At 57.6% G+C, this 21,704-nt stretch carries 20 protein-coding genes; 14 read left to right on the top strand and 6 right to left on the bottom strand.

The window, feature by feature from the left end:
* Positions 1-190: 190 nt before the first annotated feature.
* From BQ9843_RS07730 to BQ9843_RS07715, 4 genes are all read left to right on the top strand, one after another.
* Positions 191-1,396, top strand: coding sequence for an agmatine deiminase family protein (locus BQ9843_RS07730; RefSeq protein ID WP_075844552.1), 1,206 nt, complete (start codon positions 191-193; stop codon positions 1,394-1,396).
* 133 nt (positions 1,397-1,529) lie between these two features.
* Positions 1,530-2,492, top strand: coding sequence for a carbamate kinase (gene arcC / locus BQ9843_RS07725; protein WP_075844550.1), 963 nt, complete (start codon positions 1,530-1,532; stop codon positions 2,490-2,492).
* Positions 2,493-2,633: 141 nt separating this feature from the next.
* Entirely contained in the window at positions 2,634-3,596 is a 963-nt protein-coding gene (locus BQ9843_RS07720) for a helix-turn-helix transcriptional regulator (RefSeq protein WP_075844549.1), read from the top strand.
* Positions 3,597-3,735: 139 nt separating this feature from the next.
* Positions 3,736-5,538: an amidohydrolase gene (locus BQ9843_RS07715; protein WP_075844548.1), complete on the top strand. Its 1,803-nt coding sequence runs from the start codon at positions 3,736-3,738 to the stop codon at positions 5,536-5,538.
* A 205-nt stretch (positions 5,539-5,743) separates the two neighbouring features.
* Here BQ9843_RS07715 and BQ9843_RS07710 read toward each other — a convergent pair whose 3' ends face one another.
* Entirely contained in the window at positions 5,744-6,388 is a 645-nt protein-coding gene (locus BQ9843_RS07710) for a GNAT family N-acetyltransferase (protein ID WP_075844547.1), read from the bottom strand.
* Positions 6,389-6,646: 258 nt separating this feature from the next.
* Between BQ9843_RS07710 and BQ9843_RS07705 the strand changes: the two genes are divergently transcribed.
* A complete protein-coding gene (locus BQ9843_RS07705; protein ID WP_268258804.1) occupies positions 6,647-7,684 on the top strand; it encodes a 3-deoxy-7-phosphoheptulonate synthase in 1,038 nt (345 codons plus the stop codon).
* A gap of 244 nt (positions 7,685-7,928) precedes the next feature.
* Here BQ9843_RS07705 and BQ9843_RS07700 read toward each other — a convergent pair whose 3' ends face one another.
* Positions 7,929-8,912, bottom strand: coding sequence for a hypothetical protein (locus BQ9843_RS07700; protein ID WP_075844544.1), 984 nt, complete (start codon positions 8,910-8,912; stop codon positions 7,929-7,931).
* Between the two features lie 266 nt (positions 8,913-9,178).
* Positions 9,179-9,406: a hypothetical protein gene (locus BQ9843_RS07695; RefSeq protein WP_075844542.1), complete on the bottom strand. Its 228-nt coding sequence runs from the start codon at positions 9,404-9,406 to the stop codon at positions 9,179-9,181.
* Between the two features lie 308 nt (positions 9,407-9,714).
* Here BQ9843_RS07695 and BQ9843_RS07690 point away from each other — a divergent pair, with 308 nt between their 5' ends.
* The 6 genes from BQ9843_RS07690 (at position 9,715) to BQ9843_RS08730 (ending at position 15,299) form a co-directional block, all read left to right on the top strand.
* Complete coding sequence (locus BQ9843_RS07690) at positions 9,715-11,001, top strand: MFS transporter (protein WP_075844541.1); 1,287 nt, start codon at positions 9,715-9,717, stop codon at positions 10,999-11,001.
* Between the two features lie 9 nt (positions 11,002-11,010).
* Positions 11,011-11,496, top strand: a complete 486-nt coding sequence (locus BQ9843_RS07685; protein WP_022386904.1) for an S-ribosylhomocysteine lyase — start codon at positions 11,011-11,013, stop codon at positions 11,494-11,496.
* A 126-nt stretch (positions 11,497-11,622) separates the two neighbouring features.
* On the top strand, positions 11,623-11,934 hold the full coding sequence (locus BQ9843_RS07680; RefSeq protein WP_075844540.1) for an Asp-tRNA(Asn)/Glu-tRNA(Gln) amidotransferase subunit GatC: 312 nt from the start codon (positions 11,623-11,625) through the stop codon (positions 11,932-11,934).
* The gene (gatA, locus tag BQ9843_RS07675) at positions 11,934-13,430 is read left to right on the top strand and encodes an Asp-tRNA(Asn)/Glu-tRNA(Gln) amidotransferase subunit GatA (protein ID WP_075844538.1); all 1,497 of its coding nucleotides are present in this window, start codon (positions 11,934-11,936) and stop codon (positions 13,428-13,430) included. Before BQ9843_RS07680 ends, gatA begins: the two co-directional genes overlap by 1 nt.
* A complete protein-coding gene (gene gatB / locus BQ9843_RS07670) occupies positions 13,430-15,106 on the top strand; it encodes an Asp-tRNA(Asn)/Glu-tRNA(Gln) amidotransferase subunit GatB (protein WP_075844537.1) in 1,677 nt (558 codons plus the stop codon). Before gatA ends, gatB begins: the two co-directional genes overlap by 1 nt.
* A 40-nt stretch (positions 15,107-15,146) precedes the next feature.
* Positions 15,147-15,299 (top strand): hypothetical protein, encoded by a 153-nt coding sequence (locus BQ9843_RS08730; protein ID WP_154665543.1) that lies wholly within the window; start codon positions 15,147-15,149, stop codon positions 15,297-15,299.
* Positions 15,300-15,459: 160 nt separating this feature from the next.
* Here BQ9843_RS08730 and BQ9843_RS07665 read toward each other — a convergent pair whose 3' ends face one another.
* The 3 genes from BQ9843_RS07665 to BQ9843_RS07655 all read right to left on the bottom strand — a co-directional run bounded on the left by BQ9843_RS07665 (position 15,460) and on the right by BQ9843_RS07655 (position 18,269).
* The gene (locus BQ9843_RS07665; protein ID WP_075844536.1) at positions 15,460-15,909 is read right to left on the bottom strand and encodes a hypothetical protein; all 450 of its coding nucleotides are present in this window, start codon (positions 15,907-15,909) and stop codon (positions 15,460-15,462) included.
* Positions 15,910-16,532: 623 nt separating this feature from the next.
* Positions 16,533-17,402, bottom strand: coding sequence for a patatin-like phospholipase family protein (locus tag BQ9843_RS07660; RefSeq protein ID WP_075844534.1), 870 nt, complete (start codon positions 17,400-17,402; stop codon positions 16,533-16,535).
* Between the two features lie 153 nt (positions 17,403-17,555).
* The gene (locus BQ9843_RS07655) at positions 17,556-18,269 is read right to left on the bottom strand and encodes a GntR family transcriptional regulator (RefSeq protein ID WP_075844532.1); all 714 of its coding nucleotides are present in this window, start codon (positions 18,267-18,269) and stop codon (positions 17,556-17,558) included.
* A 174-nt stretch (positions 18,270-18,443) separates the two neighbouring features.
* On the opposite strand from BQ9843_RS07655, the gene BQ9843_RS07650 reads away from it, so the two are divergent.
* Genes BQ9843_RS07650 through BQ9843_RS07635 form a run of 3 tightly spaced genes read left to right on the top strand, consistent with a single transcriptional unit; the run spans position 18,444 to position 21,632 of the window.
* Positions 18,444-18,917 (top strand): PTS sugar transporter subunit IIB, encoded by a 474-nt coding sequence (locus BQ9843_RS07650; RefSeq protein ID WP_075844531.1) that lies wholly within the window; start codon positions 18,444-18,446, stop codon positions 18,915-18,917.
* A gap of 9 nt (positions 18,918-18,926) precedes the next feature.
* Entirely contained in the window at positions 18,927-20,546 is a 1,620-nt protein-coding gene (locus BQ9843_RS08600; protein WP_083648006.1) for a PTS system mannose/fructose/sorbose family transporter subunit IID, read from the top strand.
* Positions 20,547-20,555: 9 nt separating this feature from the next.
* Positions 20,556-21,632, top strand: coding sequence for an SIS domain-containing protein (locus tag BQ9843_RS07635; RefSeq protein WP_083648004.1), 1,077 nt, complete (start codon positions 20,556-20,558; stop codon positions 21,630-21,632).
* Positions 21,633-21,704 lie beyond the last annotated feature (72 nt).

The following is a 21,704-nucleotide window of genomic DNA, read 5'->3' as shown; positions in this document are numbered from 1 at the left end:
ACTCGCTGAGGTAATCAAGTGACGTTGCTCTTGGGCCCTCCCTGTGCTCATCTCCTCTCTCGGCGTCATCGGGTCCTCAAACTAACCGGTCGTCCGGCGGGTGCGACCGAAAACAGACCCGCCGCACTTTGGTGTTTTGCCGCGGGCACTCGCGCCTGCGGTGCGATCGCTACGGTTTGGAGGAAATCACATGCGTACGATCACTGAATCCGAATCCACCCCCAAGGCCGACGGCTTCTTCATGCCCGCGGAGTTTGCTCCGCAGGATCGCGTGTGGATGGGCTGGCCCCACCGCACCGACACCTGGGCCCATGGCGCCAAGCCCGCCCAGAGGCAGTACGCCGCCATCGCCCGCGCCATCGCCGAGTTCACCCCGGTCTATATGTGCGCCAACCAGGCCGACTACGCCAACTGCAAGGCCGTCTTCGAGAACGACGAGAACGTCACCGTCGTCGAGATGACCACCGACGACGCCTGGTTCCGCGACACCGGCGCCACCTACGTCATCAACGGAAAGGGCGAGAAGCGCGCCAACCACTGGCACTTCAACGCTTACGGCGGCCTCGTCGACGGCCTGTACTTCCCGTGGGACAAGGACGAGCAGATCGCCCTCAAGATGGCCGAGCTCTCCGGCTGCCGCCGCTACCGTCCCGACGACATGATCCTCGAGGGCGGCTCCATCACCGTCGACGGCGAGGGCACCCTCGTCGTCACCGATCAGTGCCTGCTGTCCCCCGGCCGCACCTGCTCCGCGGTGCTCGAGGAGGAAGAGGATCCCGAGTCCATCTGGCCCAAGTTCAAGAAGAGGTTCGAGCCCTGGAGCGAGGAGCTTCGCGAGTACATGAACGAGCACCTCAAGGATTACCTCGGTGTCGAGAAGGTCATCTGGGTCAAGGAGGGCATCGATCCCGAGGAGACCAACGGTCACATCGACGACGTCGCCACCTTCATCGCCCCGGGTGTCATGGCCTGCATCTGGACCGACGATCCCGAGTACCCGTTCTATGATCAGTGCCACGCTGCTTACGAGACCCTCTCCAACGCGGTTGACGCTAAGGGCCGCAAGATGAAGGTCTACAAGCTCTGCATGCCCGTGAACCCGCTGTTCATGGACCAGGCTTCCTGCGACACCATCGACGCCGACGAGAACGCTGAGCCCCGCGTCCCCGACGAGCCGCTGATCGCCTCCTACATGAACTACCTCGTGACCAACCACGGCGTTATCGTTCCGCAGTATGGCGACGAGAACGACCAGCTGGCCGTCGATACCCTCCAGAAGATCTATGACGAGGTCTGGGGCGAGGGCGTCTACAAGTGCGTGGGCGTCCAGTCCGAGCAGGTCGTCTTCGGCGGCGGCAACATCCACTGCATCACGCAGCAGGAGCCTTCCGCTTAATGTGACAAAAGTCCTCAGACTTGATTTGTCATATTTAGCCGCGTAATAAAACGCCTTATTCGGGCGCCCCTTCGACTCTGCGCCGGGGCGCCCGTCTGTTTTTCACCCTTCTTTGAATCGAAAGGAACGAGCTATGTCTAAGCCTCTCGGCAAGCCCGACCGCATCGTCGTCGCCCTCGGCGGCAACGCCCTCGGCAACACCCCGGCCGAGCAGATCGAGGCCGTGGACAACACCGCCCACGCGCTCCTCGGCCTCATCGAGCAGGGCAACGAGATCATCATCACCCACGGCAACGGCCCGCAGGTCGGCATGATCCAGAACGCCTTCGCCGCCGCCCACGACGCCATCGGCACCCCCTCCATGGACCTGCCCGAGTGCGGCGCCATGTCTCAGGGCTACATCGGCTACCATCTGCAGCAGGGCATCGGCCGCGAGATGCACCGCCGCTACAAGCGCTGGCACGCCGCCACCGTCGTTACCCAGATCGAGTGCGACCCCGACGACCCCGCGTTCAAGAACCCCACCAAGCCCATCGGCCCGTTCTACACCGAGGAGCAGGCCAAGCAGATCATGGCCGAGGATCCCGAGATGATCTTCGTCGAGGACTCCGGCCGCGGATGGCGCCGCGTCGTGGCGTCCCCCGAGCCCAAGAAGATCGTCGAGGCCGACTCCATCCTCAACCTGCTCGACAACGAGTTTATCGTCATCGCCTGCGGCGGCGGCGGAATCCCCGTCGTGCGCGACTACGAGAACAAGGGCTGCTACAAGGGCGTGCCCGCCGTCATCGACAAGGACCTGGGCGGAGAGCTGCTCGCCGAGGATTGCTCCGCCGACGTCCTGTTCCTGCTCACGGCCGTCGAGCACGTGGCCATCAACTTTGGCAAGCCCGACCAGCAGGAGCTCGAGGAGCTCACCGCCGACGAGGCCGAGCGCCTGGCCGACGAGGGCCAGTTCGGCAAGGGCTCCATGGAGCCCAAGGTCCGCGCGGCCATCAAGTTCGCCCGCTCCCGCAAGGGCCGCACCTGCATCATCGGCGCCCTGGACAAGGCCGCCGAGACCATGGCCGGCCTTTCTGGCACCCGCATCACGGCCTAGTTTCGCCTATACGCTGGGGTGGGGGACATACGTCTCCCGCCCCTCTTTTCTTTGGCTGTATTTTGCACTGAAGACAGCGACCAGCATGTCTTTGGCGTAAAGGTCATCCACAACACATATCAATGAGCGAAAGGTCCGGTAGTGAGCGCGTTCTACTTCTTCTATGGAATCACGTTCGTCTTGGTTTGCATGGTGGCGGTGTGCGTATCGGTGTGCACGTACCTCGTCTCACATCGAACAAGCTACTTGACGGTCTCGGCCTTCTTTTTCTTCGACATGCTCGAAAGCGCCATCGTATTTCTCGATGAGTATCAGGGCCGTAAGATGATGACGGATATCCTCAGCGACCAATTTCCCATGACTCACCCTATAGTGAAACTCGTCCTATCGATTGGAATCATGACGAGCATGTGGGCATTTGCATTGGCGATCGTAAACAAGACGAGCCGGCTTCACGTGCTCGTGCCCTGCATCGCCTTTTCTGCTTTCGAGGCCATGTCGCTTGTGTTGCAGCCCGATTCAATCAAACAGCTCGCCTTTTATGCGTTGCGCTCCTTGTTCATGTTCGTGGCGTTTGGCATGATTTTCGTCTGCTACCGCAAAAGCAAGCCGTTGGCGCGAAAGAGTTTCTACGCACGCTACGGCAGGTTTCTTATTGTGATGGCTGTGTTGACCGTGTTTGTTCTGATCGAGGATGTGCGCGTTCTTGGGCTGGGCATCGGGCGGATCGAAGCCATTGATTACCTGTATTTTGCTCATGGCAGAAACATCCCAGAGAACATTATGAGCGTGGTGGCCGCAATATATACCGTTCGTAGGGCGTCGCAGATCTTGTCGTTGCGCTTTTCTGCTCCTCCCACAACGTCTGCCGCCTCTGCTAAACAGGTTGCGGAGGTTCGCTTCTCGGCATTCTGCGACCAGCACGATATCTCCGCGCGTGAACGCGAAGTGCTCGAGCATCTGCTCGATGGCCAGGATAACCGCGCTATAGCGAATGATTTATTTATCTCTGTCGGCACGGTCAAATCGCATGTTCACACGATATTCCGTAAATGCGGTGTCTCATCGCGGTCCGAGCTTCTTCAGAGCTTTTGGGCAGGTTAAAGGCAGGGTTATAGGGGATATAAGCCTCCGCTTACGGCAATAACCCTGTTTGTGCAGACAAGTTTATACCCGGGGGCGTTATTCAAAGGGATAGCAAGCGTCGCGAAAGCGCGGCGATGTCAACAGAAAGGTGGGTCATATGAGGACCTCTATCCCTCCCGTCTCCCGCAGAAGCTTCCTTGGCCTGAGCACGTTGGGCGCCGCGGCTGTTGCGGTGGGTGTCGCCGGTTGCGCCAACAATTCTTTGAATGCCGGAAGCACCGGCAGCGCGATTTCCGATAAGGCATCCATTGTCTTTCGTAACGGCACGATTCAGACGATGGTCAAAGAGGGCGACACCGCGGCCGCTCTGGCTGTTTCGGGCAACAAGATCATATATGTAGGCGAAGACTCCGGTGTTGACGAGTACATCGATGACAACACGCGCGTCATCGATCTTGATGGCGGTATGGTGACCCCCGGCTTTATGGACGGCCATATCCACGCTCCGGGCAACTGGGTGACCGCGCTGTACGAGATCGATCTTACCAAGGGCACCACGATCGATGAGTATAAGAAGGCGATCAGTGACTTTATAGCCAAGCACCCCGATGATAAGGCTTACGTTGGCGGCTCGTTCATGATCAACGCCTTCGAGCAAGAGGATGGCACCAATCCCGGCCCCAATAAGTCCATCCTCGATGAGATCTGCTCCGATAAGCCCATCATGCTGTGTGATGTTTCCTATCATTCGGTGTGGGTCAACAGCCGTGCGCTCGAGCTTGCGGGCATCGATAACGATACCCCCAATCCCACGGGCGGCATCATCACCCGCGATGCAAACGGCGAGGCGACCGGCTACTTGATCGATTCTGCTGCCACTATGGTGAGGGAGGTCGTCTCCGTCGAGCATACGGACAAGGAGCTTGAGAACGCTATCGACAAGTACCAGCAGGCGGCTGCGAAATACGGCATCACCGGCATTACCAACATAAGCGTCGTGGGAACGTCTACGGCACAGGATTGCCAGTTCTATACTGACCTTGAGAAAGATGGCAAGCTTAACCTGCGCATGCGAGTACTTCCTACCATTAGGCCCGGCATGACGGCTAAAGAGGCCCTTAAAACCGTGAAGGATCTTAAGAAGTTCGATAGCAACATGATCTCTACCGGTACGGTCAAGATCTACTCCGATGGCGTTACCGAGGGCGGCAGCGCCGTGATGCTCGAGCCATATACCTCCGCCGCCGGTAAGGGCGATAACTGGTACGGCGAGTCCGTCTGGGACCAGCAGGAGTTCAGCGACATGGTGGCCGCCCTCGACAAAGAGGGTGTTCAGATTCATGTTCACGCGATCGGCGACGGTGCCGTTCACAACACCCTCGATGCCTACGAGCGCTGCGTCAAGGAGAACGGTGAGCGCGATGATCGCCGCAACACCATGACGCATGTGTGCGCAATCACCGACGAGGACATTCAGCGCGTCGCCGATCTCGACATCGTGTGCGCGTTGCAGTTCCTGTGGATGTATCACGATTCTTTGTGCGACCTCGAGATCGCCTTTGTGGGCGAGGATCGCGCCATGAAGTTCTACCCCGTCAAGAACATGCTCGAGGCCGGCTGCTTTATCTCCGGTGCGAGCGATGGCCCGGTCACCGGCTATGCGCCGCTCGAGGAGATCGAGGTGGCCGTTACACGCAACAGCCCGTATCCCGAGGAGGAGGACACCGATATGTATCGTTGGCCCGAGCAGGCCATCACGGCATATCAGGCGCTTGAGGCATATACCAAAAACGTTGCCTTCGAGAACTACATGGAGGATAAAATCGGTACGCTCGAGGTGGGCAAGCTCGCCGACCTCACGGTGCTCGACCAAGACATCCTTCATTGCGATCCCAAGAAGATCTCCGATACCAAGGTTCTGTTCACTGTCTCCGATGGCCGTATCGTATACGAGGGATAATCGGTCGATCGAGGTGAAGAGCGGACGATCTGCTCGGTAGAACGCTCGGTTGCTAGCCGTCGTTGCGATTTAGCGCAGGCCGCCGCGCCCGTGTGAAGTAACGCTGGGCGACAGTGCAATGTATAGGGCCCGCCTCGGTAGATTGAACTGCATCGAGGCGGGGCCTTTGAGGTTTGATGGATCGCTGTATGTTGAAAGGGCGCCTTTAAGCAAGGCCGCCGTAGATGTAGACGATAAAGCCATCGCCAGTGTCTTGGCTGTGGTCCTCGGCGACACGCTCCATACCCAGATGCTCGTAGAACTCCCAATCGGAGCGGTTGTCGGTCATGAGGAAGAAGCGTTTGCATCCAAGCTCGCGCATATGCTTGCGCGCGACTTCAATCAAGCGACGTCCAAGGCCGCAACCCTGGTATTCGGGCAAAACGATAATCAAATTGAGCTGTCCGTCGGCGTAGACGCTGTCGGATGCGCCAAAGCGATTGCCGGTTGCCTTCTCGCGCGAGTCGCCAAACAGAGAACCCTCAAGATTGTCGTCGGCAGTCTGTGCGCGAGCGGTTGCCCGCTCGAAGAGCTCGTCGTACGCTTGCTGCCAATAGGGGTTCGTACGCGGCGTGCCCTTGTCATAGACACCCACATAGCACGCGGCAATGATCTTGCCGTCCAGCTCGGCAACCAGGGCAATGGGGGAGCACTGTGCTTGCATGACGGTATTGAAACGCGCAACGAGACGCTCATCCTGCGCGTGCTCTTCGCGCCTGAGCCAGCCGCACCACAGTGCCGAGTAGATATCGGCGATTGCATCGATGTCGTCAAGCTCTGCCGGTCGAATAACAACGTTGTTCAAGTCCATTGCAAACTCCTTGATAGAGGGGGTTATCTAAATGATATGCAGGGGCTGGGCCACGGTGCATCATGATTCGGCATCGGTGGCCGATACCTCGGCAAACGCGCTGTGCTCCCTGCGGCGCGACGTTATGTTTCGTATATGTGGCCGAGATGTCATTTTTGCCGGTAAAAGACGTTGCACTTTAGTGGGCAAAAGTGGATAATCCAACACATTCGATTTCTCTGGCGCCAGCACCAAGGCGCCACAATACGAAAGCAACAGGTGCATGCCATGGCCATGAATTTCAAACGCAGGCTTCCCATTCCGATGGAGATTCGCGAAGAGATGCCCCTCGGCCCCGAGCTGATGGAAAAGAAGAAGGACTTCGACGCCGAGGTTGCGCGCATTTTTGCGGGTAAGGATCCTCGCAAGGTGCTCATCATCGGCCCGTGCTCGGCCGACCGTGAGGACTCGGTGCTCGAATATGCCACGCGCCTGGGCAATCTTGCCGAGGAGGTCAAGGACAAGCTCCTCATCATTCCGCGTGTGTACACCAATAAGCCGCGCACGAAGGGCACGGGCTACAAGGGCCTGCTGCACAATCCCGACCCCGAGTCTCCAGACGATCTGCTCGCAGGCGTAAAGGCCATCCGCCATATGCATCTCCGTGTGATTCAGGAAACGGGCATGTTCACTGCCGATGAGATGCTCTACCCCAGCAACTACCAGTACCTCGTCGATCTGCTGTCCTATGTGGCGGTGGGTGCTCGCTCGGTCGAGAACCAGGAACATCGTTTGGTTGCGAGTGGCATTCCCGTGCCCGTGGGTATGAAGAACCCCACGGCTGGCTCGACCTCCGTCATGCTCAATTCCATCTATGCCGCTCAGGCACACCAGTCGTTTATCTTCCGCAATTGGGAGGTCGAGTGCGACGGTAACCCGCTGGCGCACGCTGTGCTGCGCGGCTATATCGGTCTTGACGGGCGCACCTACCCCAACTATCACTACGAGCACCTGGAGCGCCTGGCCGAGCGTTATACCTCGGAGAAGTACGCGAATCCTGCTGTCGTGGTGGATTGCAACCACGACAACTCGGGCAAGCGCCCCTTGGAGCAGATCCGTATCTGCAAAGAGGTGCTCGACTCTTGCCGCCGCAATGAGGCCGTGGCCGGTCTGGTCAAGGGCTTTATGATCGAGTCTTATCTGGAGGACGGTAACCAGGCGGTTGACGGCGCGGTATTTGGTAAATCCATCACCGACCCCTGCTTGGGTTGGGAAAAGACCGAGGCTCTTATTCGCGAGCTTGCCGAGCGTCTGTAGAGCGGCCGGCCCTTAGAGTAGGCGATTGATTGCGCCCGTCGCGAGCGAGTCGCGGCGGGCGCTTTGTTGTGCAGATTTGCGGGCACGGGGGAAGAACGGCCGTCGGTACCAAGGGCAGCTGACGCTAGTGCACACTGCTTGTTCTAGTGTTCGCTTTGTTGCAACTTGTCGCCTACAAGCATGAGCGCATATCCCAAGACTACATCGTTCATGTTTTTCCCGCCTTTGGGTGATTGTATGGCAGCTACGCCAGAATCGGCGCATTCGGGCGGCCCGAGGTCTCTTGATAGTCGTCGTCTCCATAGAGATCGCCGTCGTCATCGTCATAGTCGTATATGCCGTAGTGGTCGCCAAAATCGTCATCGTCGTAGACGTAGCACTCATCTGCGTCGCCGTTCCATCCCTCTAGTTCGACGCCGGGGTCGACAAGCAGGTCGTCAAGCTCGGGGACACCGCTGACGTCAAGCTCGTCCAAGCGGTTGTCGTAGGCCCACAGGGTAGTGAGTTTTTCTGTCTCGGGAAGCTCAAGGTCCTCAAGGTAATTGCCCGAGCAGTCCACAAAGCGCAGTTTGGTGTTCTGCGAAAGGTCGAGAGACTCGAGCTCGTTGTCGCAGACGAGTAAAACCTTGAGATTCTTGAATACCTCGATGCCATCGAGGTCCTCGACGCCGGAGGCGCAAAGGCCGTTTCCGTAGGTGAAATCTTGAGACAGATTGCCGATGGAGGTTACTCGGTCCGCTTCCTTTTGCGAAATGTAACCGTCTCCATCTGTATCGACCTTGCGCGAGAGATAGTCTGCAAAGGCGTCATCGTCCACATCGTCGATGTCCAGGACAGCGTCTACGCTGTTTGCCGTCTCGACCATCGCGGAACCGAGAATGAATCCGCCCAAGCCAAAGATAAGCGTGCCGATGATGACAAGGGCTGCGACACCCGCGATAATACCGATTACCAGTTTGTTGTTGCTCCTTTTTGGCGCCTGGAACGCAGGGGGCGCTGGAGTGTAGGGATTGGACGCAGGGGTTTGGTTTCCTGCGGTCGCATTGGGCGCCTGCGAGGGCGCGGCGGCGCTGGTGCCCGCCTGGGGCTCGGAGCTCGTCTGGCCTGCAGACGCGCTGGCACCGTTCGGGGCTTGTGCGTCTGCGCCCTGCGCCGATAGGGGCGCGCCGCAGGTGGTGCAAAACTTGCAGGTATCGGGAACAAACGCTCCGCATTCAGTGCAGTACATCGTGTTCCTTTCTATCGGGTGTGTGCATACGCACGCCGAGCCAACGGTTTCTTAGGAGACAGTCTAGTTGAAAGTGCAGCTATAGACACGAGCGAAGGTGTAATCGTGCTCAACGGCGGCATTGGCGGCTTGCATCGCTGCGGTTGCGGACATTAAACCCAAACCGCCCGGTGCAGGGGGATACACCGGGCGGCCAAGGGAAAGGAAGGCGATATGTTGAGACGTTCTCACAGGGTTGGCGCTGCCAGCGAGTTGTCGAGGGTGGCCTACACAGAAGCTGCGTAGGGGCGCTGCGGCCACATCTCCGACGGCGCGGGATTGTTTGTTGCCGCAGAGGTGGCGGGAAGCGCGCGCATGAACGCGTGATAGGAACGCTTGAGGTTCATACGCTGGGCATCGGCCCGGTTGGGAAGCGCGTTGATGCGAATGGAGTTCTCTCCTGTCCGCTCAAATACCGGGTGAGGCTTTGCCTTTTGCTTTGTTGTTGTGCGCATGCGATCAACTCCTGTTCAGCATTGCCGGGCGCATGGGCGACCGGCGGTCGATTATCGTTGCGCTCGTTATATATGTACCGCCCGGGGCGCGCGCTAAACATGCCTGTGTGCACTCCACACGCCATTCAGAATCCGCACACGCCGGCACCATATTTGCAGGATGGTATACTGGCGCTATTTCATTGTGCGGTATTGATGAGCGAGGATCGAGGCGTGATGCGTCCTTAATGCGGCTTACAGACAACTGATCGACCGATGTACGACGGCTTGCGCCGTCGCCTTTGTTTGCGAGCAACCAAGGAGCACATATGTCTTCCCACCTTTGTCCGGCGCTTTCCGCACAGGCAAAACGCCTGGTGGCAATACATTTTCTTATCTACACCGGTTTTCAATCGAGCTATTTTATCGGCGTAATTGGCACGCTTACCTATGCAGACGGCGCGTCTGTCGCTTTTACGTCAGCGGCGGTGCTGTTGATGAACATCTTTGTGATTTTGGGTTCCTTTACGGGTGGCTCGGCGCTCGATGCGTGGGGTCCGCGTAGGCATTACTTCACGAACGTTTTTGGCGTGCTTGTCGTGGGTTGCGTGCTTGTGTTTTTCGGGCATGCGACTATGGCCGTCCTTGCAGGTGCGGCGCTTTTGGGTTTCATGATCGGGTACTCGCAGGTTGCGGCCACATCGTATCCTGCCTATCTTTCGAGCGACCCTGCTGAGCTCAAGGCGATCAACTCGGTGCTCACTACGCTTTCCAACGTGAGCATTATCGTGGGACCTATTCTGGGCGGTTTTGTAGCGGCTGCGGGCTCGTCGCTTGCCGTCTTTCCGCTCATGATGGTGTTTGCCGCGCTGTCGCTTATTCCCGGCTGGGGCTTTAGACCGCAAATGACGTCGGCCCAATCCGATACTGCTGCGTATGAGAAGACGGATGAGGAGGATGGGGGTGCCCACGCCTCGTTTGCGATGAGCATCAAGACTGTCTTTACCAATACCTTGCTGCTGCTCCTTTTCGTCATCATGTTCCTTACGAACTTTGGCTACGGCGCGTTTGATCCGTTGGAGTCGTTTTTCTACCGTGATGTTTTGCACGTTGGCGTGGAATGGATGGGGTGGCTTTCTTCTGCATCAGGCGTGGGCGCCGTGGTGGGCGCGCTGTTGGTGCTGCACATGCCCACACGCCTCGTGAATCTCAAGACGCTGCTCGTGGCGCTTGCGGCGATGGGACTAGGTAGCCTGGTGTATGTGGGAACACCCTATGTTGCTGTGGCCTTGGTGGGGCAGATTGCCCTGGGAGTGGCATGGGGAGTTATCCATCCGCTTCACAACACCATTGTGCAGACAACGGCTCCGCTCGAACAGCTGGGGCGCGTGAACTCGGTAATGAGCTTTGGCAACATGTTTGCCGGGGTTGCTCCGCTTGTGGTGGCGCCATGGCTTGCCGCGCGCTTTGGGGTGCAGTCGACGCTCGTGGGCGCGGCCTGTATCGTTGCGGCAGTTCCTATGGTGTTGCTCCTTTGTGGGCATCGGTATTTGGGCCGGGTAGCTACGATGGAGGCCGATGCAAATAGCGCCGCGCGCACTAAGACGCGCGCTTAGGGGGTAACCATGGAGACCATTGCGAGCTTTACCGTCAATCACCTGCTGCTCGATCCGGGCGTGTACGTTTCGCGCCAGGATCGCGATGAGGCAACGGGGTGCGTCGTCACCACGTTTGATCTGCGTCTGACCAAGCCCAACTGCGAACCGGTGATGAACACGGCCGAGTGCCACACCATCGAGCACCTGGGCGCTACGTTTTTGCGCAACCACGCCGAGTGGTCGCAGCGCATTGTCTACTTTGGCCCCATGGGTTGTCGGACGGGCTTTTACCTGGTTGTTTTTGGTCAGGTGAGCTCCGAGGAGATCTTGCCGCTTGTTCGCGAGCTCTTTGTGTTTGTGCGCGACTTCGAGGGCGCGATTCCCGGTGCCGCCCCCGAGGAGTGCGGCAACTATCTGGATCAAAATCTTCCTATGGCAAAGTGGCTTGCCGCTCGCTACCTCGAGCGCGACCTCGACAATATCGACGAGGCACACCTGCACTATCAGGGGTAGTTTTTCTCGTTAATCGTACGGCGAATGTGTCTGTTACGTTTCTGCTGCACCCTCGGCGCCTCCTTCGTGCTTATAAGCCTTGGCGCCTATAATGGTGCGGTCAAACTGTGCACGGAAGGAGCGCCTATGGCACTCAGCGAGAAGGATGTTCGGGGAATAGCCGAATACGCCAAGATTGCGCTAACCGATGATGAGCTTACCGAGATGACTGCGTACATGAACAACGCAGTGAGCATTCTCGAGCCCATTCTTCAATACGACCTGCCCGACGTGGAGCCCACGTTCCATCCTATTGGAAGCCTGTCCAACGTGATGGGAGACGACGGGCTCGAGCCCGCGCGCGATCTGCCGCTCGACGTGGCGCTCGAAAACGCCGGGAGTGCGCGTGACCGTTACTTCCGCGTTCCGTCCATTCTGGGAGAGGGGGAGAGCGAGTAATGGCGCTGAATATCGATTCTCTGACCGCGTCCCAGATTGCCTCTGGCATTGCCGCGGGTGACTTTACCGCTACCGAGGTGGCGCACGCATCGCTCGATGCCATTGAAGCGCGTGACGGCGCCGTCAAGGCCTTTTTGCAGGTATCCCCCGAGCTTGCGCTCGATGCTGCTGCTCACATCGACGCAGCTCGTGCTGCCGGTGAGGCCCTGCCCCCGCTTGCAGGTGTTCCCCTGGCAATCAAAGACAACATGAATCTCGTGGGTACGCGCACTACCTGCGCATCGCGCATGCTCGAGAACTACGAGAGCGTCTACACCGCCACCTGCGTGGAGCGCATGCTCCAGGCGGGCTGCCTGCCTATGGGTAAGGCCAACATGGATGAGTTCGCGTTTGGCTCCTCCACGGAGAGTTCTGCCTTCCATCGCACGAACAACCCTTGGGACACCGAGCGCGTACCCGGTGGTTCCTCGGGCGGATCTGCTGCTGCTGTCGCTGCGGGTGAGGTCGCGCTTTCGCTCGGTTCCGACACAGGCGGATCTATTCGCCAGCCGGCGTCTTTGTGCGGCGTCGTGGGGCTCAAGCCTACGTACGGTGCCGTTTCGCGCTACGGCGTGGTGGCTTTTGGCTCCTCGCTCGACCAGGTGGGCCCCTTCGGCCGTACCGTCGAGGATGTTGCCCTTGCCATGAACGCTCTGGTGGGTGCCGGCCACGACCCGTATGACTGCACGAGCCAGGACTGCCCGGTCGATTTCCTTGAGCATCTTGAAGACAGTATCGAGGGCAAGCGCGTAGGCATCATCCCGTCCTTTATGGAGGCAGAAGGCCTGACCCTCGAGGTCAAACAGGCTGTTGAGCGCGCCGCTCACGAGCTGGAGGCTCAAGGTGCCAAGCTGGTTGAGGTTGACCTGCCGCATCTCGATGCCGCTATCGCTGCATACTACGTCATCGGTCCTGCCGAGGCGTTCTCCAATCTTGCCCGTTTTGACGGCATTCGCTATGGCTATCAGGAAGAGGGCTGTGCGAACCTCACCGACCAAAGCTCGCTTTCGCGTGCCCATGGTTTTGGCGCGGAGGCTAAGCGCCGCCAGATGCTCGGCGCTTACCTGCTGAGCTCGGGCGTGTATGACAAGTATTATTACGCGGCCCAGAAGGCTCGCACCCTCATCACGCAGGATTACAACCGCGCGTACGAGCAGGTCGATACCATCCTCATGCCCGCAAGCCCGCGCACGGCGTTCAAGTTTGGCGAGATCTCCGACCCCACCCAGATGTATCTTTCGGACCTGTATACCATTTCGATTAACATCTGCGGTAACGGTGGCATCTCGGTTCCGCTGGGTCTTGGCGGTGATACCCATCTGCCTGTATCCGCCCAGCTGGTGGGTCCCGCTTTCAAGGACCGTCAGCTGCTCACGTTTGCTCGCGCGCTTGAGCGTGGCATTGCCGGAGGCATGTCCGTTGCGCCTGATTTTGCCGGGAAGGGAGGCGAGCTGTAATGAAGGAGCTCTCCGAGGTTTTGCAGGATTGGGAGGCTGTGATCGGCCTCGAGATCCACACCGAGCTCACCGCGCTTGATACCAAGATGTTTTGCAACTGCAAGCTGAGCCATGATGACGAGCCAAACGCCAACGTGTGCCCGGTTTGTCTGGGTTTACCCGGTGCCCTGCCTGTGCCTAACAAGAAGGCAATCGAGAGCATCGTCAAGGCCGGTCTCGCCACAAACTGTGAGATCCAGAAGCACTCGATGTTCTATCGCAAGCATTACTTCTATCCCGATATGGCCAAGAACTTCCAGACCACGCAGGGTCCGGTTGCTTTTGCCATGTACGGTCATCTGGATTTGGATGTGACTGGTCAAGGCGCTGCCGAGCGCCCCGATTGCGCATTTGGTGCCGCCGAGGCCGAGAGCCTCGCTTCGGCCTCCGCCAATGCCGAGGGTCTTTCCACGTTCATGACCTCGCAGATGCGTGAGGGCAATCAGCGCGCCGGCCATCTGGCGAGCTACGATGCCTCCAACATGCAGATGCCCGAGCGCCGTGCCGATGGTTGCTATACCGTGCCCATCCGTATTCTTCGCATTCATATGGAAGAGGACGCCGCCAAGATGGTGCACGTGGGTGGTGCCGAAGGCCGCATTACCGCTGCCGCTGAGTCGCTCGTCGACTACAACCGCTGTGGTACGCCGCTCATTGAGCTCGTGACCGAGCCCGACCTGCGCACGCCCGAGGAGGCGCGCCTGTTCATGGAGAAGCTCCGTCGCATCTTTGTGACGCTGGGCATCTCCGACTGCTCCATGGAGAAGGGCTCCATGCGCTGCGATGGCAATGTGAGTCTTCGTCGCCGTGGCGAGACCAAGCTAGGCACCAAGACCGAGCTCAAGAACCTCAATTCCTTCAAGAGCCTGCATGATGGCCTTGCCTACGAGATTTGCCGTCAGGCCGAGGTTCTTGAAGAGGGCGGCATCATCTATCAGGAGACGCGTCATTGGGAGCCCAGCCGCAAGCGCACGGTGGTCATGCGCGTGAAAGAGACGGCCGACGATTATCGTCTGTTCCCCGACCCCGACTTGGCTCCGTTCGATCTGAATGATGCCTTCATCGAGAACTGCCGCGAGCAGATCCCCGAGTTGCCCGACGCCAAGCGCGCTCGTTTTGAGGCCGATTTTGGCATCAAGGCAGCCGATGCCGAGCAGATTGCGGGCGATCCTGCCTATGCCGATTTCTTTGAGAAGGCGGCTGCGGGCACGTCTGGTAAAGAAGCCCAGACGGTTGCGAACTTGCTGGTCAACGAACTTGTTGGCTATCTTAAGAGCGCGGGTACCGCTCTCGATGAGAGCGGTATTGCGCCCGTTCAGGTTGCCGCTTTGGCAAAGCTGCTGGCAAGTGACGCCATCTCGAGCAATCAAGCGCACGAGGTCTTCGAGTTGATGGCTCAGACCGGCGACGACCCCAATAAGATTGTGGACGAGCGCGGTATGCGCCAGGTGAGCGATACGGGGGCGTTGCAGCCGATTGTCGACGAGGTCTTGGCCAACTGTGCGGATCAGGCTCAGCAGTATCGCGACGGCAACCAGAAGGTGCTGGGATTTTTGGTAGGCCAGTGCATGAAAGCGAGCCGCGGCAAGGGCAACCCCAAGCTCTTCAACGAGTTGCTGAGAGCGTCGCTCTCGTAGCGTCAGAACCTGGAAGCCCCGGCGGGGCTCTCAGGTTTTGATGATTCGACCGTTCGGGTCAGACGGGCAGGGGGAGCATTTCATCGCCGTGTTCTATAGCGGCATTGGATCTTCGCTGCTACTTGCCGGCATCCTGTTTGGTGTCAACTTTGGCAAGGCGGTGTACGTTTCGTCCAATCGTGCTGCTGTCTAGATAACGTCAGCACAGTGTCCCAAATGCGGCCTTCAGCTGGATATTCCGCTGAAGGCCGCATTTCGTGATGCGTATTCGATCTGCTTTGAAAAAAGAACCGGCATCTCACAGTGCGCTACAGGGGGCTATTTGCCGCATATGACTGTCGCGCGAGTCTCTTTTATGCCAAGGCGGCTGCGGCTTCTATGGCATTGGCCTCGGCAAGCATGCTCATCGCGGCGTTGCCATCGCCCTCGAGGGCCGCAAGGCCGCGGTAGAGCCAAGCGTTGATGGTTTGATGCGTGGCCTCTTTAGCCTGAAGCTGACACGCTATATCCGCAAGGCGCCCGAGCAGCTCCTTTTTCGAGCTGGAGAACTCCTTGACGTTGGCGACGGAGTGTACGGGCACGCCGCGTTTTTCACTTACGTGATCGATGAGCCCGCAGACCGACTCGGTCTTCTTGCTAAGCTCTTCATCGGAGAGTCTGGCCTGGAGCGAGGCGAGGCCGTCGATGACGACGGTCGCAGGATGCCCACAGGGGACAAAGCCATCAATCTCATCCATGGCTTGATAAATAGTCCCACCAAGGCCGACAAGCGCTCCTGCAAGTTGTGCGTTTTCGTTCTTCATCGTTGGTATCCAATCTAGGGGGTTAGGGCCTAAACGGTTGTTTGATAGAGTAGCTATTCTTCGCGTGGGAGCAAACTTGTTCATATTTTTGTCAACAAGTTCTTGCAGGCTCTTCACGAAATATCGTTGTTATATTTCAAATTTGTTAAGAACGTGCTGGTCCAGAGGCTGGGCGGACGCATGTGTGATTTGGCGTGCGATTGAGGCGGCGTACAGTTGAGACAGAGTGCAGCCGAGACAGAGTGCGTTCAAGCCAATGTGCGCTCGAGCCGGTGTGCGCTCGAGTCGATGGCTCACAGCAGAAAATGATTGGCGGTAAATCGAACATTTTGTGATAAGTGGCGGTAGGTAGTGCATTTATGTGCGAAATCTTGCCCCGAGACGTTTCAAAAACCGCCACTCGTTTACAGATGATGGAAAAACCGCCACTCGTCTTGCGGTGCTGTTGGGACGAGTGGCGGAAAGACACGCAGTCTTGCTGCGACTGCCATCGGGAATCGAAGGGCTGCCACGCATTTGCAGCTCAGATACGAACGGGCGATAGCGCCGCTGATTGGCACGCCGGGGCCGGTTGGCGCTGGCGGGGCCGGTTGGCGCTGGCGGGCCGGTTGGCGTTGCCGGCGCTATCCGATAAACGAGCGGATTGCCTCGAGTTGTCGTTGCGCTGCCTGCCTGCCCTGGATATACAGGTCGAGGAGCTTGGACGCATCGCGTTCAACGTGCTTGACGGTGACGGGCTTTGCGGGCGCGATGACGAGTGCACGGCCCTGACGCTCGTACTCCCAGATGTGTTCGCGCTGCTCGTTGTAGCGATTGTGGCGCGTGGCGATGGCGTCGAGGAGATAGGGGTATTCGGCATAGCGGGCATTTGCTGCCGGCATGAACTCGTAAGAGCCCTTTTTGTAGTTGCGATCCTGGGTGAGGATTACGATTGCGCGGTCGAAGCCGGCATCTTCCAGCACGTGCTCCACAGGTACGGAGTCGGCGACTCCGCCATCAAGGTAGAGATGCCCGTTGAGCTCGACAACAGGGGTGACGAGCGGCAACGACGTGCTGGCGCGTACGGCGTCCAGGTCGAGGGTCGAATCCTTGACGGGGAGATAGTCGGCGGTGCCAAAAACAACATCGGTGACGGCGACGTAGAGCTCGAGGGGGTTGGCCTTAAACGTCTCATTATCAAAGGGGTCGATGTAATCCTGGATGTCATTGAACAAGAAGTCGTAGCCCACCATGCTTCCGCTTTCGGCAAAAGACTTGGTGCCTACGTAACGCGAGTCGCCGCAAAAGGCGAGGTTCAGGCGATTGCAGCGGCCAATTTGCTTGGATTTGAAGTTGACGCCGTTAAGAGCACCGGCAGATACGCCATAGCAGGCATCGACTGTGATGCCCTTCTCCAAGAAGACGTCGAGCACGCCGGCTGTAAACTGCCCGCGGAAGCTGCCGCCTTCAAGTACCAAAGCGGTCTTTCCCGCGTTGTTTGCTTTTTCGCTCATCGTGGCCCCTTTCGAAGTCTGTATCGGGCAAGGTGTGTTCCTGGGACTTCTTCTACCACAATGGGACGTTCTCAAACCAACTTGGGTAAATCTCAGGGCAATCTATTCGGCAAATCGCTTTGATTGCCCTGGGCGATAAGGCTCGACGAAGATCTAAATGCTCGAATAATAGGTATAGAGATTGCCGTTATAGCAAGTGAGTGTGTATCCAAACGGCACAAGTTTTCCCTCGCGTCTGGTAAAGGTGCTGTGCGAGGCGCAAAGCAGGGCGATGTCGTTTGCCTCAAGGAGTTCTTGCTGTTCTGCGGTGGGCAGCTTTGCCGTATAGGATGTTCCCTGATACTCTCGCTCGATTCCTTGCGAATCGAGGAAGGCGTAAAACGACTGTTCCAGGCACTTGACGTCGATTGCGGGGACGATTTTGGTGGATATGTAGTTGTAGCTGATGGCGATGGGCTTACCGTTGCCGGTGCGAAGGCGTATGAAGTAGTGCAGCAGCTCGTCATCGGAGAGCTTGAGGCGCTGAGCGATCTCGGGCTTATCGTGCGCGCGGATAACCTCATACGAGATAAGCTTCGAGCCGGCTACAAGGCCGATTGCCTTCATGTCTTCGGTGAAGCTGCGGGCGCTGTCGGTGGGCTTGGAAACGCGCGTGGCGCAGACGTATGTCCCCTTGCCCGGCTTGCGCTCGATAAAGCCGTCGTTGCTCAGGTTGTTGAGGGCCTTATTGATCGTCATGCGCGAAAAGCCAAACCGGTCGACAAGTTCCTCCTCGGTCATGATGCGCGTTCCAACGGGATACGTGCCGTTGATAATGCGATCTTTAATGAATGACTCGACTTGTCTATATTTTGCTACCTGTGACATAGACAGCCTTTCTAGCTGCTTAAATGCAATTTCTCGCGACCATCTTAACGCCGTTCAAGGCTTGCTTGCCTACCGATTAGGTAATCGGTAGGCAACATTGTATATACAAAGAGTTTACTAACGAGCTTTGTATGTATAATTCGAGCTATCTGCTACATATAGAAGGGAGCCCGGATGGTCGAGCTGTTGCGCGTCGATGACAGGTTGCTTCATGGCCAGGTGGCGTATGCCTGGTGCAAGAACCTGACGGTCAATCTCATTGTCATTGCAAATGATGAGGTGACAAAGGACCAGGCGGCGAAGAATGCCTTCGCGCTTTCGAAACCTGCTGGCGTCAATTTGGTTATTTCGACGGTTGAGAAGACGATTGCTTTTTTGAATTCTGCAAAGGCTCGGAAGTACTCCGTTCTTGTTTTGGTCAAGAACGTGGCCGATGCTGCGGCGCTCGCAAAGGGCTGCGAGGGCATCGATGCCATCAACGTGGGCGGCATTCGCGAACATGACGATTCTCGCCGTTACACCAATGCCGTATGCCTGGATGCGGCGGATGAAGAGGCGATCAAGGATCTTGCCGCTGACGGCGTCTTGGTCTATGCACAACAAGTTCCCGCCGATGGTAAGACCGATCTTGCCGCGATGATCAAATAAGGGGAGAAGATGAACATCATCCAGATGGCCCTTTTGGGCCTAATCGCTGTTTTTGGCTGGTGCGAGTACGTTGACGGTATCAATAAGTCCACGAGGCCTATCGTTATGTGTACACTTGTCGGCCTTGTGCTTGGGGATCTGCCGCAGGGCATCGTCATCGGTGGCACGCTTGAGCTTGCGACGATGGGCATGATGGGAATTGGCATTTCAATTCCCATCAATATCACTATCGCGGGCGTGCTGGGCGCAGGCTTTGCCATTTCGAGCGGGCTTTCGCCCAAAGCCGCAGTGGCGCTTGCCATCCCCATTGGCATTGTCTATCGACTCTTGGAGCACTTGGCAACGACGGGCTATGACCTTGTTGCCGCAAAGATGCTGTTTGATCATCCCGAGCGCAACACTACGCGCCGCGTTACCCAGACGTTTTGGTTGATCTTTGGTCTTTCCTGCGCCTTTATGTTCCTCACCGTGTTCTTGAGCTTGCTTATTGGCGCCGATGCCGTGGCCGGCGTTGCCAACGCTATTCCCGAGAATATCCTCAATGCAATCGGTACGGGAACCAACCTGCTCGCTGCCTTGGGCTTCGCGATGCTGTTCAACCTCACGCGCACGCCCAAGACCATGGCGTTCTTCTTTATCGGATTTGTTTGTGCATCGTATCTCAATATGCCTACGATGGCAGTTGCTATTGTCGGTGCGGCATTTGCCGCTATCGCATACTTCTTTACGGGTAACGAGAGCGCGCCGAAGGAGGCTGCCGAGGAGATTTTCGACGACTTCGATGCGTTGGACGACGATCCGGAGGAGATTGCCGCCGCCCGCGAGCACCTGCTTGGCAAGCGCGAGCTCAACCAGGTCTTCTTTAAATCGTTTGGCCTGGAGGGACCGTTCATTTACTCCCGCCTGCAGGCTATCGGCTGGTGCCGCTCGATGCTTCCGGTGATCGAGAAGCTCTATACGACCGAGGAAGATCGTTGCGCAGCCGTTAATCGTCACCTGGAGTTCTTCAACTCCAATCCGGAGTTCTCCACTGCCATTATGGGCATTTCCGCCTCTATGGAAGAGCAGAACTCGGTTGATCCCGACTTTGACACCGCGAGCATCAACAGCGTCAAGGCTGGTCTGATGGGTCCTGTCGCGGGCATCGGCGACAGCTTTTGGTGGGGCATCGTCAAGACGGTCGCATCGGGTATCGGTTGCCAGTTTGCCATGCAGGGCAGCATTTTGGGACCCATCCTGTTCCTTCTTGTTTTCAACATCCCGCATTGGGTGATTCGCTACATCCTCACCTTCAAGGGCTACGAGTTGGGCGGTCGCGTTCTTGAGTCGATGGCCGAGAACAACATCATCGAGAAGATCTCGCTGTGCGCGGGCATCCTGGGCATGATGGTGATCGGTGCCATGACCTGCAGCATGATCAGCGTTACCACACCGCTCGTGTTTAACATGGCCAACGGCGTGACCCTGACCCTTCAGGAGACGCTCGACGAGATTTTGCCGAACATGCTTCCGCTGGCTTCCGTGTTTATCGTTGCCACTCTGCTTCGCCGCAAGGTCAAGATTATTCCCTTGCTCTTTGGTCTTCTGGCCTTTGGCATTGTGTTTAATCTGCTGGGAATTATTGCGTAGGAGTAGTTCATGAGAAGTATGTATACCTATATTGAGCAGGCTCCGGCGATTGCTCGCGAGATCATCGCGCGTCGCGAAACGCTGGTGGGCCCTCTTGTCGAGCAGTTTTGCGGCATGGCACCCAAACGCCTGCTGATCGTCGCATCGGGCTCGTCTTACGACATCGCAATGTCGATGAGGCCATTTATGCAGCAGACGCTGGGTATCGAAGTAAGCGTCGAATGGCCTATGAGCTACATCCTGTATAACCATGCTCAAAATGGCGAAACGTTTGTTCTTTGCATGTCGCAGTCGGGCCGCAGCACGAACACTATTGAGGCAGTTCGTCGTGCCCAGGCGTGCGGGCATCACGTTGCCGTGCTGACGTGTAATCCTGACGCTCCGATGCGTGAGTACTGTGAACACGTGTATGCCTACGGTAGCGGTACGGACGACTACTATGTGGCAAAAGGATTCCCAACCAGCTGCGTCTATCTAGCGCTTTTTGCCATTGAGGCTGCTCGCGCCCTCGATGTGAGGGGTGCTGACGATTGCGCGACGCTGCTTTCGGATGTGTCTGCGGTTGTGGAGGATATGCCCGAGGCTTACCGCGCTGCGCGCACATTTGCCGAACAGCATCTGGACGCGTTTGTCGATGCCCGGCGCATCATGTGCGTGGGCATCGGCGCTGGATATGGCGTTGCCTTGGAAGGCGCACTCAAGCTCAATGAGATGATCGGTGTCGCGGCAAACGCTTATGAGATGGAGGAGTTTGTACACGGACCGACCTACGAGATTCGCCGTGGGCACGTTGTCGTCCTTGTTGATTTGGGCGGTCCTGGTCATGAGCGCATGATGCAGCTCTATCGCGCCTTGCATGTCCTGACCGACGAGGTCTATGTTATCGATACGGTTGGGGAGGGACTTGCTCAGTCCAACGAGAAGACGTTTGCGCTGAAGCCCCTTATGGGGTGCGAGCTCGACGCGCCTCGCGCGGTTATTCCGTTCCAGGTTCTTGCCGAGTCCATCTGCTCCAAGCTCGATCTGTTGAGCTACAACCTCTCCAATTTGGAGTTCGAAAAGCAGATCAAGAACAAAGCCAACTGAGATTGCCTTGATGTTTGCACTTCTTGATGGGCAGTAGAGAAGTGCAAACATCGACGGCACATGAATAGCATG

The organism is Collinsella bouchesdurhonensis (assembly GCF_900155365.1).
GTDB lineage: Bacteria > Actinomycetota > Coriobacteriia > Coriobacteriales > Coriobacteriaceae > Collinsella > Collinsella bouchesdurhonensis.
This window is presented reverse-complemented; position numbering and strand designations above follow the sequence as displayed.

Bases quoted from the DNA above. Each gene is read 5' to 3' on its own strand.
- BQ9843_RS07660 (WP_075844534.1), bottom strand. From the start codon at position 17,402: ATGAGCGAAAAAGCAAACAACGCGGGAAAGACCGCTTTGGTACTTGAA.
- BQ9843_RS07685 (WP_022386904.1), top strand. From the start codon at position 11,011: ATGGAGACCATTGCGAGCTTTACCGTCAATCACCTGCTGCTCGATCCG.
- BQ9843_RS07655 (WP_075844532.1), bottom strand. From the start codon at position 18,269: ATGTCACAGGTAGCAAAATATAGACAAGTCGAGTCATTCATTAAAGAT.
- BQ9843_RS07710 (WP_075844547.1), bottom strand. From the start codon at position 6,388: ATGGACTTGAACAACGTTGTTATTCGACCGGCAGAGCTTGACGACATC.
- BQ9843_RS07695 (WP_075844542.1), bottom strand. From the start codon at position 9,406: ATGCGCACAACAACAAAGCAAAAGGCAAAGCCTCACCCGGTATTTGAG.
- BQ9843_RS07665 (WP_075844536.1), bottom strand. From the start codon at position 15,909: ATGAAGAACGAAAACGCACAACTTGCAGGAGCGCTTGTCGGCCTTGGT.
- BQ9843_RS07690 (WP_075844541.1), top strand. From the start codon at position 9,715: ATGTCTTCCCACCTTTGTCCGGCGCTTTCCGCACAGGCAAAACGCCTG.
- BQ9843_RS07635 (WP_083648004.1), top strand. From the start codon at position 20,556: ATGAGAAGTATGTATACCTATATTGAGCAGGCTCCGGCGATTGCTCGC.
- BQ9843_RS07700 (WP_075844544.1), bottom strand. From the start codon at position 8,912: ATGTACTGCACTGAATGCGGAGCGTTTGTTCCCGATACCTGCAAGTTT.
- BQ9843_RS07715 (WP_075844548.1), top strand. From the start codon at position 3,736: ATGAGGACCTCTATCCCTCCCGTCTCCCGCAGAAGCTTCCTTGGCCTG.
- gatA (WP_075844538.1), top strand. From the start codon at position 11,934: ATGGCGCTGAATATCGATTCTCTGACCGCGTCCCAGATTGCCTCTGGC.
- gatB (WP_075844537.1), top strand. From the start codon at position 13,430: ATGAAGGAGCTCTCCGAGGTTTTGCAGGATTGGGAGGCTGTGATCGGC.
- BQ9843_RS07680 (WP_075844540.1), top strand. From the start codon at position 11,623: ATGGCACTCAGCGAGAAGGATGTTCGGGGAATAGCCGAATACGCCAAG.
- arcC (WP_075844550.1), top strand. From the start codon at position 1,530: ATGTCTAAGCCTCTCGGCAAGCCCGACCGCATCGTCGTCGCCCTCGGC.
- BQ9843_RS07650 (WP_075844531.1), top strand. From the start codon at position 18,444: ATGGTCGAGCTGTTGCGCGTCGATGACAGGTTGCTTCATGGCCAGGTG.
- BQ9843_RS07730 (WP_075844552.1), top strand. From the start codon at position 191: ATGCGTACGATCACTGAATCCGAATCCACCCCCAAGGCCGACGGCTTC.
- BQ9843_RS08730 (WP_154665543.1), top strand. From the start codon at position 15,147: ATGATTCGACCGTTCGGGTCAGACGGGCAGGGGGAGCATTTCATCGCC.
- BQ9843_RS08600 (WP_083648006.1), top strand. From the start codon at position 18,927: ATGAACATCATCCAGATGGCCCTTTTGGGCCTAATCGCTGTTTTTGGC.